This window comes from Psychrobacter nivimaris (assembly GCF_009812035.1).
GTDB classification, from domain to species: Bacteria; Pseudomonadota; Gammaproteobacteria; order Pseudomonadales; family Moraxellaceae; genus Psychrobacter; species Psychrobacter nivimaris.
In genome coordinates this window covers 1-18739 of the sequence record NZ_VZIZ01000033.1, presented here as the reverse complement: position 1 = coordinate 18739, position 18739 = coordinate 1, and the positions used below count along the sequence as shown (strand labels likewise).

Annotated in this window: 16 protein-coding genes; 8 read left to right on the top strand and 8 right to left on the bottom strand. The window is 43.0% G+C overall.

The window, feature by feature from the left end; translation table 11 throughout:
• Nucleotides 1-622 precede the first annotated feature (622 nt).
• Entirely contained in the window at nucleotides 623-1528 is a 906-nt protein-coding gene (locus FQV37_RS11660; RefSeq protein ID WP_197707684.1) for a LysR family transcriptional regulator, read from the bottom strand.
• 150 nt (nucleotides 1529-1678) lie between these two features.
• On the opposite strand from FQV37_RS11660, the gene FQV37_RS14275 reads away from it, so the two are divergent.
• From FQV37_RS14275 to FQV37_RS11640, 5 genes are all read left to right on the top strand, one after another.
• Nucleotides 1679-1972, top strand: a complete 294-nt coding sequence (locus tag FQV37_RS14275) for a hypothetical protein (protein WP_228706738.1) — start codon at nucleotides 1679-1681, stop codon at nucleotides 1970-1972.
• Complete coding sequence (locus FQV37_RS11655) at nucleotides 1959-2726, top strand: LLM class flavin-dependent oxidoreductase (RefSeq protein ID WP_240991024.1); 768 nt, start codon at nucleotides 1959-1961, stop codon at nucleotides 2724-2726. Before FQV37_RS14275 ends, FQV37_RS11655 begins: the two co-directional genes overlap by 14 nt.
• A gap of 17 nt (nucleotides 2727-2743) precedes the next feature.
• Nucleotides 2744-2986: a hypothetical protein gene (locus FQV37_RS11650; RefSeq protein ID WP_160023171.1), complete on the top strand. Its 243-nt coding sequence runs from the start codon at nucleotides 2744-2746 to the stop codon at nucleotides 2984-2986.
• Nucleotides 2970-3350: an NAD(P)H-dependent oxidoreductase gene (locus FQV37_RS11645; RefSeq protein WP_160023169.1), complete on the top strand. Its 381-nt coding sequence runs from the start codon at nucleotides 2970-2972 to the stop codon at nucleotides 3348-3350. The genes FQV37_RS11650 and FQV37_RS11645 overlap by 17 nt, the downstream gene beginning before the upstream one ends.
• Nucleotides 3351-3502: 152 nt before the next feature.
• The gene (locus FQV37_RS11640; protein WP_160023191.1) at nucleotides 3503-4318 is read left to right on the top strand and encodes an IS3 family transposase; all 816 of its coding nucleotides are present in this window, start codon (nucleotides 3503-3505) and stop codon (nucleotides 4316-4318) included.
• Nucleotides 4319-4433: 115 nt separating this feature from the next.
• Here the strand turns inward: FQV37_RS11640 and FQV37_RS11635 are convergent, their stop codons facing one another.
• Entirely contained in the window at nucleotides 4434-5081 is a 648-nt protein-coding gene (locus FQV37_RS11635) for a glutathione S-transferase (RefSeq protein ID WP_160023167.1), read from the bottom strand.
• Nucleotides 5082-5185: 104 nt separating this feature from the next.
• Nucleotides 5186-6643 (bottom strand): phosphatase PAP2 family protein, encoded by a 1458-nt coding sequence (locus FQV37_RS11630; protein WP_160023165.1) that lies wholly within the window; start codon nucleotides 6641-6643, stop codon nucleotides 5186-5188.
• 331 nt (nucleotides 6644-6974) lie between these two features.
• Here FQV37_RS11630 and FQV37_RS11625 point away from each other — a divergent pair, with 331 nt between their 5' ends.
• Nucleotides 6975-7991: a bile acid:sodium symporter family protein gene (locus tag FQV37_RS11625; RefSeq protein ID WP_160023163.1), complete on the top strand. Its 1017-nt coding sequence runs from the start codon at nucleotides 6975-6977 to the stop codon at nucleotides 7989-7991.
• A gap of 294 nt (nucleotides 7992-8285) precedes the next feature.
• Here FQV37_RS11625 and FQV37_RS11620 read toward each other — a convergent pair whose 3' ends face one another.
• Genes FQV37_RS11620 through FQV37_RS11605 form a run of 4 tightly spaced genes read right to left on the bottom strand, consistent with a single transcriptional unit; the run spans nucleotide 8286 to nucleotide 12277 of the window.
• Nucleotides 8286-9089 (bottom strand): SDR family oxidoreductase, encoded by an 804-nt coding sequence (locus FQV37_RS11620; RefSeq protein ID WP_240991023.1) that lies wholly within the window; start codon nucleotides 9087-9089, stop codon nucleotides 8286-8288.
• A 17-nt stretch (nucleotides 9090-9106) separates the two neighbouring features.
• A complete protein-coding gene (locus FQV37_RS11615) occupies nucleotides 9107-10039 on the bottom strand; it encodes an SDR family oxidoreductase (protein ID WP_160023161.1) in 933 nt (310 codons plus the stop codon).
• Nucleotides 10040-10076: 37 nt separating this feature from the next.
• Entirely contained in the window at nucleotides 10077-10964 is an 888-nt protein-coding gene (locus FQV37_RS11610) for a bile acid:sodium symporter family protein (protein ID WP_160023159.1), read from the bottom strand.
• On the bottom strand, nucleotides 10961-12277 hold the full coding sequence (locus FQV37_RS11605; RefSeq protein WP_160023157.1) for a flavin-containing monooxygenase: 1317 nt from the start codon (nucleotides 12275-12277) through the stop codon (nucleotides 10961-10963). Before FQV37_RS11605 ends, FQV37_RS11610 begins: the two co-directional genes overlap by 4 nt.
• A gap of 392 nt (nucleotides 12278-12669) precedes the next feature.
• On the opposite strand from FQV37_RS11605, the gene FQV37_RS11600 reads away from it, so the two are divergent.
• Nucleotides 12670-14985: a TonB-dependent receptor gene (locus tag FQV37_RS11600; protein WP_160023155.1), complete on the top strand. Its 2316-nt coding sequence runs from the start codon at nucleotides 12670-12672 to the stop codon at nucleotides 14983-14985.
• Nucleotides 14986-15081: 96 nt separating this feature from the next.
• Nucleotides 15082-16869: a multidrug ABC transporter permease/ATP-binding protein gene (locus tag FQV37_RS11595; protein WP_277342694.1), complete on the top strand. Its 1788-nt coding sequence runs from the start codon at nucleotides 15082-15084 to the stop codon at nucleotides 16867-16869.
• 201 nt (nucleotides 16870-17070) lie between these two features.
• On the opposite strand, the gene FQV37_RS11590 is transcribed toward FQV37_RS11595, so the two are convergent.
• Nucleotides 17071-18576 carry a PepSY-associated TM helix domain-containing protein gene (locus tag FQV37_RS11590; protein ID WP_160023153.1) on the bottom strand — a complete coding sequence of 502 codons (1506 nt, stop codon included), beginning with the start codon at nucleotides 18574-18576 and terminating at the stop codon, nucleotides 17071-17073.
• Nucleotides 18577-18739 lie beyond the last annotated feature (163 nt).

Below are 18739 nucleotides of genomic sequence, written 5' to 3'. Positions count from 1 at the left end.
GACTGAAGACATTACTTGCTTCAGTCTATGCATTAACTCACTTTAATTCAAACTAAAGTAATTATGGCTTAAAAGTTAGATAGTCATCAGTGTATTCAACTTGACAAGTGGTAGTGATATCAACGCTGCCATAATTTACCGGCTGAAGTGTAGCGCAGGGAGGTCAACTTATGGTCTTGTTAGGCCTGCTAAATGTTCCATAAGCGGAATTACCTCATTGTAAATACCCCATTCTTAACACAACATCATCGTAGAATAATTAAGCCACCTGCCTGTACTCAGCAGGTGTCATTGTAGTGGCATAATGAAATAGGACAGTAGATACAAGGTTATACTATCACCAAGACTGGAGAGAAGATATGACCACTACACACCGCACAAACAAAAGTATTAAGCTATTATTCTAGTAAGTAATGAAACAAAATTATATATGGTTTTCCGTTCACCCTGAGCCTGTTGAAGAGTAGGAAAACCGTTATGGTTCGACAAGCTCACCACGAACGGTTTTTTATAATTTAAATTTGTTCAGTTACTTAAATCAGAATAGTATGATGAAGAAAGCCTTTCCTAAATTAGATACGCATAATATTCTACTGCTTTTCACAATATCACCATCTACAGTTTAACCTATCAAACGCTGTGCTAAAAAATTCACCAACACGCCAATTTTTACCACATTACGGCTAGTGGGCGGATACACCAAATAAATCCCGTCATCTGTCGCCAAAGACGGGGTCACTTGCCAATCAGACAACACCTGTACCAACGCCCCAGACTGCAACGCTTTCTCAATCAGCCAATTAGGTAAATGGCTAATCCCTTGTCCATCAAGCGTGGCTTGTTTCAGCATTTCTATATTATTACCCATCAAATTCCCTGTCACCCGCAAACTTTGCGTTTTACCCGTTTGATGGAAATACCACTTTGACGCATAGCCTTGATACATAAACGGCAAACAATTATGCTCGGCTAATTGTGACGGTATTTGTGGTGTTCCATGCAATCGTAGATAATCGGGACTGGCACATAACAGCCGTTGCTGAGAGGCAATAAATTTTGCTACCAAGCGGTCATCCTCCACACGCCCTAACCGCACCCCTACATCATATTTCTCATTAAATAAATCTACAAATTCATCACTGGCAAATAGCTCCAATTCAATTTTTGGGTATAAATGGGCAAATTCGGCAAGCAATGGGGCGATTTTTTCAATCCCATAGGCACTGGGAAAAGTAAGGCACAATCGCCCTTGTGGCTCAATTTGCTCCTCTTTAATCGCTTCATTTACCTGTTGTAATTCAGCTAATATCGGCTCGGTCTGTTGTAAATAACGCATCCCTGCATGGGTCAAATCCAAATGTCTGGTTGAGCGATTCAATAGCTTAACTTGCAAGGATTGTTCTAAGTTATCAATTTGCCGAGTGACAGACGACACCGCCAGCCCAAGCTGACTTGCCGTGGCAGTAAAGCTATTAGTATTCGCCACATGGTGAAAAATAGTGAGGGCATAGAAGTAATTGATGGTCATGGGTTTGTTAGCAGTTAAGTGTATTTTTGAATAAACATATTTTTGCAAAAAAAGCAAAACTGTTTCTAATTTTACCCCAATTATCATTAAAAATAAAAGCATTATACTAGGGCTATATTTTTTAATGCTTAATTTAACGGAGTGACTCCCATGACCACAAGCTCACAAACTGCTGTACCAAACCTCTCTGTTCTTGGACAAGACAATAGCCAATTATTTCACACCGCTGAGACGAATGAAAATATAACCCCGCAACAAAAACAACTACCCCCTCATCTTGCCAATCACCCTGCATTTAGTGAGGTGTTTCAAGCGGATAAACTCACCTTGGGATTGATTGCCCCGTTTAAAGGCTATCCCAATAGTCCGATTCCGAGCTTAGAAGACTTTGGGGAAACAGCTTGGATTTTCTGCACTATGGTTGCGAGATGTGCCATTTTATGACCCAAGTTTTGGCGATGTTGGACAAGCATTTGACCCCATGGTTGCCATGGGCTATTTGACTGCGAAAACCCAACGAATTGCGATAGGTTCAGCAGGCATCGTTGCACCTTTGCGGAGTCCCATTCATATCGCCAAAGCCTCAGCAAGTACAGCAGTATTAAGCAATAATCGCTTTATTTTGGGGATGTCGAGTGGCGATAGACCTGTGGAATACCCTGTGTTTCAGCAAAACTTTGACAATCGTGCCGAGCGTTTTCGAGAAAGTTGGGACATGATTCGTGCCTTAACCACCCAAAAATTTCCGCAGTTTAAAGGGCAACATTATGGGGATTTAACAGGCAATATTGGCTTTATCCCTATCCTTGAACAACGCTTACCGATGGTTGCTATTGGTCGTGCCAGACAGGAACTAGATTGGCTTGCTAATACTGCCGATGCGTGGATTTGGCATGGGGTAAACCCAAAAGATACCAAAAATATTGTGCAAACCTTGGCAGATTTAAATCAAGATGACGCTTGGCATCCTTTTGGTTATGCCAATTTTGTCGAACTTAGTGAGAATCCGAATGAGCCTGCTCAATTATCTCGCAATATTTATCTACGAGGCGGGTCACATAGTTTGCTGGAATTTTGGCAAGAGCAAAAAGAACAAGGCTTATCTCATGTCACCATTAATTTAAAGCCTACCAAACGCCCTGTCAAAGAAACGTTGCAAGACTTAGCAGAAAATGTGTTAGCCAAATTAAACCAATAAAAATGGGGTATAAAACCATGAAAACGCTTGTCATTGATACCACAATCAATGCCTATACTGAGTCATTTTCGGCTCAGTTACTACAACAAATCAAACAGCAATTTGCTGAAAGCACAACCTATTTGCCATTAAATGACATGGATTTACCCACCTTGGATGAGGCAACCCTAACGGTCATTTATAAAAAAAGCAGGGGAGGCTTTGAGCGCGGCGGAGCAAGCTATCGCCGACACTCGGAAATCGATGTTACAGCAGTTTAAAGCGCATCAAAAAATCGTTATTATCTATCCGATGTATAACTACAATATCCCTGCTCGACTCAAAGATTATATGGATATGGTGTTGGTGCCACGAGAGACTTTCCAGTACAGCGAGGCAGGTAAAATTGAACCCTTATTGACCGATAATAGAGCCGTGTTGTTTCTACAAATTAGTGGGTCGATGTTCTCATTGGATAAAGAATGCCAACAAATGGAATTTGCTTACCGTTATTTGGATATGATGTTTGCAAAAATGGGCTTTAAAAAACGCACCTTGATTCGAGCAGAAGGCACAGCCATTTGTGATAAAGAGGCAATTTTACAAGCCACGCTAGAAGATTTTAACCAATGGCAAGTTAATTAAATTTTAAGATAGCTGATACATAAGCTCAAGTTACCCAATATACTGTTAGGAGAATTTTCTTATGAAATCAAAATACCACCCTTTATTTCAACCTTTTACCCTTAATAATGGCATCGTCATCAAAAACCGTTTGGTAGTTGCTCCTATGACGCATTGGGGTTGTTAGAAGCAGCTATTACAACAGTACTAAATCTAGGTCTATAGACATTGAACTTATAAGGCTCAAAGCCTTAATCAGAGAAGTATTTGAGCAGTCAAATGGCTCGGCTGGTGCAAGGACGGTATCTGCTATCGTCACGCATCAACATGACATTAAACTCACACGCTACAGAGCAGTTAAACTGATGGCACAAATGGGGTTGATTAGTCGACAGATAAAATCACATAAGTACAGGCGTTGTGAAGAATTCCATAAAGCTTATGGAAACATACTAGACCGTCAGTTTGCGCCCACTGCACCAAACCAAGTGTGGACAGGTGATGTTACTTATATTCGTATCAAAGCCGGATGGTGTTATTTAGCCATCGTTATGGATTTATATGCTCGACGTATTGTTGGTTTTGCCTTGTCAGATAGCCCGAATACCCAGCTGACCACATCTGCACTAAAAATGGCATATCACATAAGACTTGAGCCTAAAGGCGTGCTGTTTCATTCAGATCAAGGCAGTCATTATACCAGTGAAGAGTATGCTAAATGCGTAGCCAAGTGCAATGGTATGTCGCATAGTATGAGCCGACGAGGCAACTGTTGGGACAATGCACCTACAGAGAGGTTCTTTAGAAGCTTTAAAACGGAATGGATGCCAAAGGGTGGTTATGAAGATATCTTTGAGGCTAAGAGTGCTATCACTGACTATATCTGGGGCTATTATCAAACTGTGAGACCACACAGCTTTAATGAGTATTTAACACCGAGCGAGAAAAAGAGACTTTATTTCAACAAAAACCTCTTAAGTACTGTCTAAAAATATTTGACCACTACAAGTATACAATGTGTATTCTCCTACGTTCTTTCAAATCTATACTTTACCTACCACTCACCACTCATGTGATCATATAAATAACTTCAAATACCAGATATTAACAAGGAAAAATCACCACCTCATCGCCTTCCTGCCATGGCTGAAACTTAGTCATGGCTTGTACAAATAACGGGTTTTCCAACCAGTGTTGTAGCCACATCTGTAGCTTGGGGTAAGGCAAACTATAAAAGACATCACGATCTACATGGGCAAATTGACGAACAAACGGCATGATACCGATGTCAGCAACGGTCACGCTATTGTCTAGTAGATATGTATTCTTAGTCAATAACGCTTCTAAATACTGCAGAAAAATTTCACCTTTTTGTCGATATTCTATTTGAGTCATCTCAGGGTGACGATCGGCATATTTGTAGCGATCGAGCCACTGCTTAAACTCATTGTCGTTTTGTGCTATCAGTGCATTAGCCTCAGATGAAATCTTTTCATCTAGCAGTCCTTGAGGATCGTTTTGCTCAAGCGCCCACATCATGATCTCTGCACTCTCTTCAATGACGGTCCCATCCGCTAACTGTAAAACTGGCACCGTGCCTTTTGGACTAATCGCTAGCATCTGATCTGGCTTATTCTTTAACGTTATTTCTCGTAGCTCTAGTGGTAACTCGGCGAACATTAGACCGAGACGAGCGCGCATAGCATAAGGACAGCGACGAAAAGAGTACAAGCGAGGCAACGAGGTGTTCATAGATTCCTCCATAGTTGAATAGGAATTAAGCAATAGGTAAAAAGCAAACAAAGAAGAATTAGCAGACGGAAACCTACTGACATTAATAGTTATTAAGGCGCTGTTTAATAGGTGACAGACTTATAATTGGCCATAGTTTCTACTAATGACTGTGGTAGATAAGTATCTTTCAGGTGCGCGTGCGGATAATGCTGCTCAATCCACGATTGATAGTTATAGACAGTTAGCGTACCACAATATAATAAATATAGAACCTGTACACCGATGCTACGCGACAGACCCATCACGCAATGGAAATTGATAAGTGTGATGAGGCCACCCTTTACCTGACTATCTTCTACCTGATTACCCTCTACCCAACTCTCATTATTAGCGGTTATCGCTTGTGTCTCTACCGATTGTATCAACGCTTCAATTTGTTGAAATAGATCAATATAGTCTTGGAGCAATACGTCATTTAATGGCTGCAAATCCAACAAAGGCAAATACAAATAATGAACTGTCGTATTCATAATGCCGTTAGCGGCTATTTCAAGATTATGGGCATGGCTAGATATCTCAGCAGCCAAATCAACAACAATTATCTGATGGCAAACTGCAGGCCGATTGCTTTCTAACGAACTTCGCAACTCTAATAAACTAGAACCAAACAACCAATACGTTAAATGACTACTTAGATCCGTCTGCATCAATCGAGGTGAAGCAACAACATTGACCTTGTCATTAATAGCATATGGCGTGAGTGAATACTTTTGACTTTTGGAGAAAATTTTGAAATACCACTGTCCAAACAACGACATGCCATTGTAAATAATAATGATTGGTGCAAACTTAATCCAAGTATGTAAGGTCAGTCGACCGCTACTGGATTTTTGAAACCAGCGTATATCTCGTATTGGCTTGACCTGTTGATAGACACCAGCCAACATCGTAAAGCTGATTAACCAATATGAAGCAATCATAATGGCTAAATCTTCTACAACTTCAGACGCTATCATACTCATATTAGCAAAGTAAAACCCTGCTATCGCTATCAACAAAAACCCTATTACCCCCAGTGTCAGATGCTTGATTACCAATGCATTTCGGATTCGATTTGAGAGTATCAGCACCAACACTGCCAATACTACCCCGCCGAACATATCTAGCAAATGATGTTGATACGTCAACACTGTCGACAGGGTAATCAATGTACATATGCCAGTCAGCAACAATCGATAAGCCGCTGAAATCCATCTCTTTTTAGACGCTACAACATCCCATAAGGATACGCCAAGCAACATGGCATAGCTGACATGCAATGATGGCAACTGATTGAATGGCTTGTCCACCAACTGCAAAAACTGATAACCAAACTGCGTCCAATCATCAGGTATCGATCGATTGAATGAGAAACGAGCGGGATAGAGATAGAAAATTAAACAGGCAAAGATGGTCGTCAGAATCAAGCGATAGCTCAATAAAGATAATTGTGTAGACGTCCGCACTAAGAAAAAACTAGCCACAAATAAAATCAATGACCAGCTATAAGGAACAATCATAGCTGGAATGAAAGGAATCATACTGTCAAACGGTGTGGCGAGATTATAAATTTGCGATGGGTAGAGTGTGTACAAAGATACGCTATAAACAGTCGTCAAATTATAAAGCAAATAAAATATCGATAACGCAAGACCTAGGTGTTTGAATCGATTTAAATTTGATGGAGTTTGCAACACCTAGTACCTCATTTGACTATTGAATAAACATTTCAAAAAACTTTGGCAATATAATCATAGTTAAAGTTGTCATAATAGCAACTTATTGTTGGCTAAAAACTGCCCAAACCCATTGGAAATACAGTGGTTTTGAACTTATACTTGACTATTTTCCGGACTTAGAAGGATTTGAGAAATGCAGTTTTTGAGGATGATAAGTCAGCAGTTGAGTCGATTTACGGCATTGGTTATTATTTTAGCAGCCGCAGTGACATTTATAGAGCCTGCGACTTTTTCTTGGGTGACAGGTGATACCCAAGTCATCGTTCTGGGTGTCATTATGCTCGCAATGGGTATGACACTAGGTAAAGAAGACTATAAGGTGTTGGCCCAGCGCCCGCTTGATATTTTTATCGGTTCAATTATCCAATATACCATTATGCCGATTTTAGCGATCAGCGTGGCTAGATTGTTTGACTTATCGCCTGGGTTGACACTGGGTCTAGTATTGGTTGGTACTTGTCCTGGTGGTGTGTCTTCAAACATTATGAGCTACCTTGCCAAAGGTGATGTGGCGTTTTCGGTAGGTATGACCACCGTATCAACCATCATTGCACCGTTAGTGACGCCACTTTGGCTCAATTATTTGGTTGGTCAATCTGTAGAGATGGATGGCTGGGGTATGTTCCGCTTTATGCTACTAGTGACATTGTTGCCAGTCGCTATCGGCTCTATGTTAAACATACTATTCCAAAACAAACACTGGTTTAATGACGTACGTGCGGTGATGCCAGGCGTAGCTGTATTAGCTTTTGCTGCTATCGTCGGTGGCGTTGCCGCTGTATTTGGCGATCAGTTCTTGCAGTCAGGGCTAGTTGTCATTTTAGCCATTGCCGTGCACAATATCGTCGGCTATGTATTGGGCTACTACTCAGGGACCTTATTTGGTATGAGCAAACCCAAAAAACGCACCATATCTATTGAGGTTGGCGTACAAAATGCAGGTCTGGCCACGGGCTTAAGCACTAAGTTTTTCCCTGGTAATGCAGAATCTGCCATCGCTGCCGCCGTCGCTTGTATTTGGCACTCTGTTTCTGGCTCTATATTGGCCAATATCTTCGCTTGGTGGGATAAACGTCAAGAAGCGAAAAATCCTACCGTCATTGAGACTGAAGAGACCGTAGAGCTTGGTAAACCAATTAGAAATCATTAGTACCGAGAAAGGTAATGCTCAGTAAGGTAATACTGAACTAGGTGATATTGAACTAGTTAGTAAAGCTAAAACGCTATGAGTTAAAATACTATGCTAGATTATTGTTTCTAGCATAGTATTTTCTAATAAAGCACCTTCTAATACAGAGTCTTTCAACATAGAGACTTTTAAATGTGAATTTTCTAATAAAGCACCTTCAAATATAGCGCTCTTCAGCATAGTATTTTTAGCATAGCACTATCGGTAATTTGCATGAACCGCTAGCCTCTCTTCTAGGTTCTCACTTAACGTAGTCTACCGCAACTCATTTCCAAAACGTTTACGCACCTGACGCAAGTATAAAGCTGGTGCAATACGCCACAGTAAACTGCCAAAGCGTGAGGTAGGGTCCGGCAATATCCAACGTTTGCGCCGCTGCAAACCTTGATCGATCTGTTCGGCCATCCACTCAGCACTACGCATATTACCGATCATTGAGCGTGGATGCTTTGCGATACTGCCATCACGGCCGAGCGCGTGGTTCTCGATAGGTGTATCAAGAAAGCTGGGATAGACCATAAGAATATGTATACCCTCAGACTCTAGTTCCAAGCGCAATACTTCAAAGAACTGGGTCAGCGCACCTTTTGCCGCACAATACGCTGCCCGTCCAGGAACTGGCATCCAACCAGCCATTGAGCCGATACAGATAATTTGACCTTTAGATTCTCTTAGCATCGGTAGCGCAGCCATAGTCAGCTCCACTGCTCCTTGCCAATCTACCGCCATAACTTTGCGGAACACCGCAGGATCAGTCTGATGTGCTGGTGATCGATGGGTAATCCCAGCATTATTCACCAATAAATCAAGACGGCCAAAGCGCTCGCTAACTTGCTCAATAAGGGCAGCAATATCATCAATTTGAGTGATATCAGTGACGACTGTCATGACTCTAGCAGAGTCCTCTAACTCACGAGCGCGGGCGATCAGCGCTTGCTCATCTATATCAGCGAGTACTAAGTGATGCCCAGCGGCATACCAGTACCGTGCCATCGCCCAACCAAGTCCTGATGCAGCACCAGTGATTAAAGTAACATTTATTGATGATATTGATGGCATCGATGATTATCTCCCTATCAAGGTTTACGCAATCCATTACATTCGATGAAGTACTCGAAGGTTTCGGCAGACGTTTTTGCCAAAGAGTAACCAAACTCTTCTTTGAGTCGCCTGTTACTCAGTACTGGGCGATAACGCAAAAAATTAACCTGCTCTGGCCCTGTTGGCTTACCGCTCCACTTTGCCACCTGTAAGCCAGCTTTAACCAAACCCACTGGCAGGGTCAATAACGGTTTATTAAGTCGGTTTGCGATATCCCTCATCGTCAGTGCGCCATCGCCTGCCATGTTGTAGATGCCAGTTTTATCCTCGCGAATACCTATTTCCATAGCGCCGATCACGTCTTGATCCCAAATGAACACAAAGGGCGACTCACTGTCTTTGAGCGCAAGCACACGCGGTGCCATAAACAGACTGGTAATTTGATTGCGTGTATCAGCGCCTAGTACGGTGCCAGGTCGAAAGATCAGCTGCTGTAATTGTGGATGCTGCTCGCGAAAATCTGCAAGCATTTCCTCGACCTGCCTTTTGTGATCTGAGTAAGCAAACTCAGGATTACCACGTAGGGCATCTTGCTCATCAATCCATTCAGGATTGTCAGCGTGATAACCGTAGGCAGCACCCGAGCTGGTGAGCGTTATATGTGCAATATTTGCTTTGATGCAGCAATCAAGTACGTTACGCGTGCCATTAACATCGATATCATAGTCACGAGCACGATCTTTTGACGCTTGCAAGATAGAAGCGAGATGCACAACATGAGTGATGCCCTCTTCTTTTAGTAACGTTGCCAAACCCTCATCACGCACATCTAATACGTGAATTGGAAAGTCTAGATCATCGCGCTTGCGAATATCTGTGCCGACTACATGATAATGATCAGCCAGACGATTGCCCAACTGATGGCCGATGTAACCTGCTGCACCAGTGATTAATATGCGTTTATTCATTATGCTTTTGTTCACTATGCGTTTATTAATTGCGCTTTTATTCATAGGGTATCCGTGCCCAAATTTGTGAAAGTGTCAGTCCTGACACCAAATGCCATACGCCCCAGAATGCCGTGATCAGCATCATGCCACCTGCCTCTGGGAAAAAAGTAAATAAAATAACCAGTCCTAGCCCTGAGTTTTGTATTCCTACTTCTAAAGTCACCGCGCGCCGATCCGCGACTGGCAACTTGAGCACTAGCCCCATGCCATAATCTAACGAAAACGCCAATAAATTATGGCCAACAACCAACCAAAAGAAGCTATGAAAACGCTCTAAAAATAGCGCGAAATTGCTAGAAAAAGCGATCGCCACAAAAGCCATCAGCACGAGCAAGGAGAAAATACGTAGCGGTTTTTGGATACGTACGACCAGATCAGGCAAGCGTCGCCCCGTTACCATCCCTAGCACTAAAGGTAACGCTAACACTAATAGAACCAGTATCAGAATACTGCTAGGCTCAATCGTTATCTTTGTCAGATACTCACGTGTGTATGGGTTAAGCCAACCATAAAAGGCAAAATTGACTGGTGTTAATATAGCCGCAGCGAGACTTGATACTGCAGTCATACTGACTGACACCGCGACATTACCGCGTGCCAGCCAAATCATAATGTTAGAAAAACTACCACCTGGACAAGACGCGACCAAAATCATTCCTAGCGCCAACTCAGGATCGATATTCAACGCCCACGTAAACAGACACGTGGCTAGGGGCAGTAGAAAGAACTGAGCGAACAGACCTGCTATCGGCGCAATAGGAAATAAAACGACACGCTTAAAATCTTCGAGACGTAAGCTCAATGACACGCCGAACATCATCAGTGCCAAGATCAGATTAAGCAGAATCAAGCTTCGTGGCTCAAACGCCACTGCCGCTATCATACCTCTGATGCCAATACAGGCTGTTCTGTTTCGAGCTCGGCGATATGCTTGGACAGTGTCTCTAAGTATTCATCTTTGTTCACGTAATATGCCATACGCGCAAGCTTAATATAATCATAGCCACCATCAAGTGTCTTGCCAGCTCGCTTACGCTTCACTTTATTAAACTGTTTAACGGCTGCTGTATTTTGCTGACGCTGCTGAATATATAGTGCGACAAGCCGCGCTTGTTGATTTCGACCCTCCCAACCTAACCCTGCTGCTTCAACCATACCCATCATAAATAAATTATCATGCTCAGGATGAAAGACATTCATATAAAGCTGCGGCGCATCTTGATTGGCAGGCCAATTGAGCTGGGCGCGCTCAATAAATGGATAGTCTAGTAAATACCCAGTCGCCATAAGAATCAAATCATAATCATGACTTTCACCATCACTAAAAGTCACCGTACGACCATCGATGCGGCGAATATCACGACGCGCTTTAATATCGCCATGACCCAAATGATGTAATACCAATGAATTGACCACAGGGTGTGATTCGTACATGCGATAGCTTGGGTTTGGCAGTCCATAATCAGAAGGTTTTCCGATAACCATACGAATCATCGCCGCATCCATACGCTGCTTAACTGGACGCGGCAACTTTAGTTTTCCGCCTAGTGTGTCAATTGGCTGACCCTTGATAAATTTGGGAAGAAAGTAATAGCCGCGGCGCAGACTGATATCCACCAATTTAGCATGATGCACCGCGTCAACAGCGATATCAGCACCAGAATTGCCACAGCCAACGATCAACACACGTTTGTCTTTAAACACTGACGGGCGACGATATTCAGAGGAATGCATTAACCTGCCTGCAAACGTACCTGGCAGACTTGGTATATTTGGGGTATGTAAAGTGCCATTTGCCATAAGCACACCTTCAAACAGCCGCGATTGCTTTTGACCATTGCACTCACTAACTAAACGCCAGCCATCCCCTTCAGGCACCATGCTGACCACACGCGTGGAGAATTCATAACATGATTTTAGATTGAACGTATCTGAAAAGTCGCGGAAGTACTGACGAAGCTGGGTATGATGAGGATACGCCGCGACTGAGTCACTCATAGGAAACTCTTTGAACTCCGTCATACGCTTGGACGAAATCAAATGGGCACTTTCATACATGGTACTGTGCGGATTGTCGATATCCCATAGGCCCCCTACATCTGTATGTAGCTCAAAGCCGACAAAAGGAATATTGAGTTTTTGCAAATTTCGGGCTGCAGCGAGCCCCATTGGACCTGCTCCAATTACTGCATACATAAGCGCCACCTTAAAAATCCATTTCAATTATATAAATCAGTCAATTCCGTTTGACTGCATCTCTGGTAAGCGATACCAACGTACTCCATACCAGTGATAATACAATAGCATACATTGGTACATTAGCTGGCTCAAATGAACGAAGCGCTCAAATAGACTGCTTATAAAAGGTAAACCAAACGCTGATTAACACTCCCTTTTTGGTTCAAAACAAACCTAACTTCGCTCAGTATAAAAATACTGTCCTAGTTGCAGGCTATCCTATTATCGAAACATAAAGCGATCTCTCTAATTTACTCAAATATGATATAGTAGAAATAGGTTCAGCAAACCATTGTAATAATAATGATTATCATTATAATAAGCATTTAACTTACATGCTGGAAATATTCATGCAACTATCTCGCTTATCTGCTGCGTTATTTAATCTTTCGAATGTATCTGGTTCTTCTCTACGATTAGCATCTATACCCTCGCGATTGGTATCGACGAAATCACCCTCTCTAAAGACACTATACTCAACCTGTCTATCTACTTCTGTCATCGTATTAGCAACGAGTCAATCGGCATGGGCACAAGTAGATGATGTAGATGCTCAAACCACTCCTAACGTGGTACTTGATACTATCGTAGTCACCAGCAGTGCTGATGCGTCAGCAGATGGGTTACCCAGCGCATATGAAGGTGGACAGGTGGCGACAGGCAGCCGCGTCGGACTCTTGGGCAATCAAGACATCATGGACACGCCGTTCTCTACCACCTCATACACCAATGAATATATCGCCAATCAGCAAGCGCAAAGTGTGGGCGATCTACTCAAAAAGGACCCTACTGTTCGTGTAGCAAGAGGTTTTGGTAACTTTCAAGAAGCCTATTTCATGCGTGGCTTTATCACCACATCAGATGACACCATGTACAACGGTCTATACGGCATCTTACCAAGACAGTACATTGCAACTGAATTGTTCGAGCGCGTCGAGGTTCAGCGCGGTGCCTCAGCAATGTTGAATGGTGCGGCACCGAGTGGCGGTAACGCAGGCGGTACGATTAACTTATTACCCAAAAGAGCGGATAATGAGCCGCTACGTCAGCTAACGGTTGGCTATGGTCAAGGCGACCAAGGTAAGGTCGCAGTAGATGTCAGTGATCGCTTTGGTAGCGATGATGCGTTTGGCGTTCGTTTTAATGCTGCTTATCAAGATGGTGACAGCGCTATCGACGATGAGTCATCGACTTTGGGTTTGGCTGCCCTTGGTTTAGACTATAGAGGGGATCAGTATCGCCTATCGGCCGATTTGGGCTGGCAAGACAATAAGCTGTCAGAGACTCGTCCTAGTGTCAATCTTGGTGGGGTGTCTAGTGTATCAAATGCTCCAGACGGCTCAAAAAATTGGGCGCAACCTTGGACCTACTCCGATGAAGAGGATGTCTTTGGTACCATTCGAGGAGAATATGATTTTACTGATAACATTACCGCTTATGGTGCTTACGGCATGCGACGTGGTGATGAAGACAATTCATTATCAGACCTTACTGTAACCAATACTAATGGTGCTGGTACTACCGCCCGTTTTGACAATACTCGAGAAGATAAAGTACAAAGTGCCGAGCTTGGTCTGCGTGGGCAATGGCAAACGGGGAAGATTGATCATGATTGGGTGATTGCAACCGATCTTTATGATCAAGAAGAAAAAGGTGCGTATGCTTTTGAGGGTGCTCGTCCCAATAATTTATATCGCCCCATTAAATATCGTGATAACAGCTGGTCAGATACTGCTGTTTTCGTCGGTAACGCGAATAACCCAACACTCACTAACGAGAAAAAATTGCAAAGCTTTGCCCTAGCAGATACTTTTTCTCTATTTAATGACAAATTAAAAACCACATTAGGCGTGCGTCATCAAAATATCAAAACAACCAGCTATGACTATAATACCCAAGCCAAAACAGCTAGCTATGATGAAAGCGCATGGACACCAAGCGTCGGTATCGTTTATCAGCCAACGATGGACTGGTCTGTATATGGTAATTATATCGAAAGTCTAGCACCAGGAAAAAGAGCGCCTCTAACTAACGATCATGAGGCTGTCACTAATGGTGGTCAAAATCTAGATCCGTACGTGAGTGAGCAAACTGAACTGGGTGTGAAATACGACAATGGCATGATTGGCAGTAGTCTCGCTGTCTTCCGAACTGATGAACCACATGCTTATATCAATAACTCAAATACGTTTACTGCGGCTGGAGAAAACCGCCATCAAGGTATGGAGTTGACTGTCTTTGGTAGCCCAAGTGAAAACATGCGCCTCAATGCTGGTGTTACCTATTTAAATGCTAAGCAAAAAGACACTGGTGATAGTGCATTAGATGGCAATCGAGTGATTGGTGTGCCTACCTTACAGAGCAATGTCAACCTAGAGTATGATTTAGCCGCCGTTGAAGGACTGACATTGACGGGTGATATTATCCACACAGGCTCTCGTTATTCGGATAATGCCAATACCTTAAAGGTTGATGGTTATACTACCTTAGACCTTGGTGCACGCTATCGCACTATGTTGGCAGGACAAGACGTTACTCTAAAAGGCATGGTAACCAATGTCACAGGTGAAGACTACTGGCAGTCAGTGGGCGGTTATGCAGCTTCAGGCTATCTAAATGCAGGTGAACCAACGGCCTTAAAAGTATCAGCAACGTTCGATTTTTAAGCTTTATTAGTAGGCTTTCTTAGGTTCTATAAAAGGGATTAGGCGCGACCTACTCCCTTTTCTGCTATCAAAAATTTATTTTATTACTGAGTTACTATGTCTTCTCGTACCACAGCGTCTTCTCATACCACAGCTTCCTCTCGTACGACCGCTTCTTTATATCATATGATTTGGGCGAATTATCGTCTGCCTTTTCTCAAAGTCATTCTGCTAAATCTGATCAATGCTGCTGTCAGTGTGGGTATTATTGCCTATATCAATCATACTTTTATCAGTCAGCCAGTATTTGATACTTTATCTTGGTTAAGTTTGGCGCAGTTTTCACTGCTGGTGTTGTTACTGCTAGTAACGACATTTTTGTCGCAATATGCCTTAACGCGATTGGGGCATCGATTTGTCTATGAGCTTAGAACCAAATTGGTCAAACAAATCATCGATACTCCCGTTCCTCAGATAGACCATTTGGGTAGTGCACGCTTACTTGCCAGCTTATCCTCAGACATTCAATCGATTACCGTTGCTTTTGTCCGTATGCCAGAGCTGGTACAGGGTATTATTTTGTCTGTTGGCGTTGGGCTATATTTGGGCTGGTTGTCGTTGCCATTATTGTTTATTGTCATGTTTTGGATTGTGATGACGATTTGGATCAGTACCATATTGGTCAAGCATGTCTATACGCATTTGACCGAGTTGAGAGAGATTAATGACGCGTTATATCAGGATTATCAATCGATAATAGAAGGTCGCAAAGAGCTAGCACTTAACCAACACCGAGCAGAAAAACTGTATACAGATGACTTCTTGGCTCATGCCAAATCGTACGAGAAGACCGTAACCAAGTCTGATACTTTTCATTTATCAGCGGTGAACTGGTCCAATATTATGATGTTTGCATCGATTGGTATCGTGTTTGCAGTGGCTAATTATCTTGATATACCAATGGGGGTTGCTACTACTTTTTCTTTGACGATTTTGTTTATGCAGTCGCCGCTCCTACATGCGGTTGGCGCTTACCCAACATTGCAGACCGCCCAAGTTGCGCTAGAAAAGATACAGTCTTTAGAATTGGCCGAGCATCAGCCGAGCTTTGCGACAGATACTGTTGCACAGGACTGGCAGTCCATAACTCTAAATAATATCAATTATCGCTATGTAGGCAGTAGTAATAGTAGTCATGCACCAGACACAGCGGTTAATGATAATGCTCAAAATAGCGATAACAGTGATAACAATCAGAACCCTGACAATAATATCTTAAAGTCCGTCAATTTAACCTTGCAACGAGGTGACGTGGTTTTCTTAATCGGTGCGAATGGTAGCGGTAAATCAACTCTTGCCAAAATCATTACTGGTATCTTTACTCCTACTACAGGAACGGTACAAGTCGATGGACAACGCGTTAATTCAGAGAACAATGCCGATTTTAGACAGCTGTTTTCTGCGATTTTTAGCGACCAGCATCTATTTAAGCAACTGATTGGAATTCAAGGCAATGAGCCTGATGCTGACCTAGTGTCTGACTGGCTGCATAAGCTCAATCTACAAGAAAAAGTAAGTGTGTCTGACCATAAACTCTCTACAGATAAGTTGTCGCAAGGTCAGAGGAAACGCTTGGCCATGCTAATCGCCGTCGCCGAACAAAAGGACATATTACTGCTCGATGAGTGGGCAGCCGACCAAGACCCTGCTTTTCGCCGCGTGTTTTACCAAACGCTCATCCCTGAGCTAAAAGCCATGGGTAAGACACTGTTTATCATCAGTCATGATGACGGTTATTTTGAGCATGCTGATCGATTATTACTGATGAAAGAAGGCCGTCTCATTGAGCTAAATGCCGAAGAGCGACAGCGTGCCAGCAAAGATGCTATTGCTATGCTCAAGTAAGCAATGCTTTAACTACTAGCATGGACCGAGCTATTTCAATCCCATAAAACGTTTGATCAACTTTAAGCTAAGTAGCAGTTAATCTGAGCATTTTTTGAAATAATCCATTCTTAAAATCAGCAATTTTTAAGCGAAAAAAGGAGCGCCTTACTATAAGGCGCTCCTTTGCTATATCAAGAACAACGATATCTCACCGTTCGCTTATTTTAACCATTTCTGTAAAAACCCAACTCGAGAAATCACCAAGAAGTCTAATAGCGCGATAGCTATAATCGCGATAATAGCAGTCGGGAATATGATAGCCACAACTAATAATGGAATAGCAAGCGGCCACCAGACGGAAACATTTAAGCCGCGAGCTGGTGGGTTTAATCCTACGTTATTACTCGCCTGACGAGGACGACGCTGCCACCACATGATATAGCCACTGACACAAATAGCGATTACCGCTAGGCAAAATAGTACATTAGCCAGTACGCTCCACCATCCGAGCGTGCCCATATGCAGCGCGATACCAGCCGCCATGAATTTACCAAACGCATTATAGTCATCAAAATGAATATCAGCCAAAACGTTACCCGAATAACGGTCGATATGTACCGTACGATCTGCTATCGGACTTTTCATATCATAGCTCATTGAATCTTGGCTAATGGTCCAGACGCCTGTACTACCTTGGGGCAGGTTCAATTGATAACGCCCTACAAAACCGATTTCACGAGCGTAGCGATCCACTGTATCAATCATAATGGGTACATTAGAGGCGATACCATCTTTACCCATGGTCGTGCCTGACACAGGCATTGGCGTAAGCTCAAGCACCCAAGGAACTTCTTTGGTGTCGCCTGAGTTTAGAGCACTGCCATGCGTGGGTGCTTCAGTATGCGCTTCAGACGCTGCCGCACCATGTACATGCGGCGCTGGTGTAGACTCTTGCATAGCAGCGTGTTGACTGTGATCAATCGATACAGGAACAGGTGCAACGCCCCACTTACCCGCAGGAAACTGGCTCCATGCTTGCACCACTCTTTCGCCCCATACACCTGCCCATGCCATACCTGATATACAGAAAAACAGTAGCAGCACAGATATCCAACTACCCAATGTCGCATGAATCGTACGGATAAAAGAGCGCTTTTTCTTATTGGTTACCCTTTCACTAGGTATCAACATCGCTTTGACTGATTTACGTTTTTGCCACCACAGATACCAACCAGACAAAATCATTAAAATGGTTAATGATGCCGCCGTCTCTAACAGATAATCACCAAATTTACCCAATAGCAAATCACTATGAATACTGTCAAAGGTATAGTACAGATTGCTATTGGCAGGACGACTAGCAACGATGTCGGCTGTGTAAGGGTTCACTGCCACCATATTATCGTGATCTGCTGACTTGATCTGAAACAAAGCCACCGTATCAGTATCACGAGGGGCGATATATTTAACCAGTGTGCTATCAGGCAAAGTGCTCAGCGCGTTCTTTGCTTGAGTAGAGACAGGTGCTTGAACCGCAGACTCTGGCACGATAACCGTTAAGCGGTCGTTATCACGTCCTGCTGTGTTAGACATAAACAGCATACCGAGCGCCGTTATCGCCAAGACAACTAAAAAGGGAGCAACAAAGATACCTGCATAAAAATGCCAACGCCACACTGTGAAATAGCGCTGGTTATTGGTGGATTGGTTGGAGGGTGTGTCCATAAATGTGACCTTAAACCATCTTTGGTTGCTCAATAAACAACGTAAACATATCGATAATAATGGTATATCTGCTTGCAAGGCCAATCTTAAAAAGTCTCGCAAAGAACTAGGGTGTGTTGACAATTACCGTAAATGGATAATCGTCGCTGCTAAATAGATATTA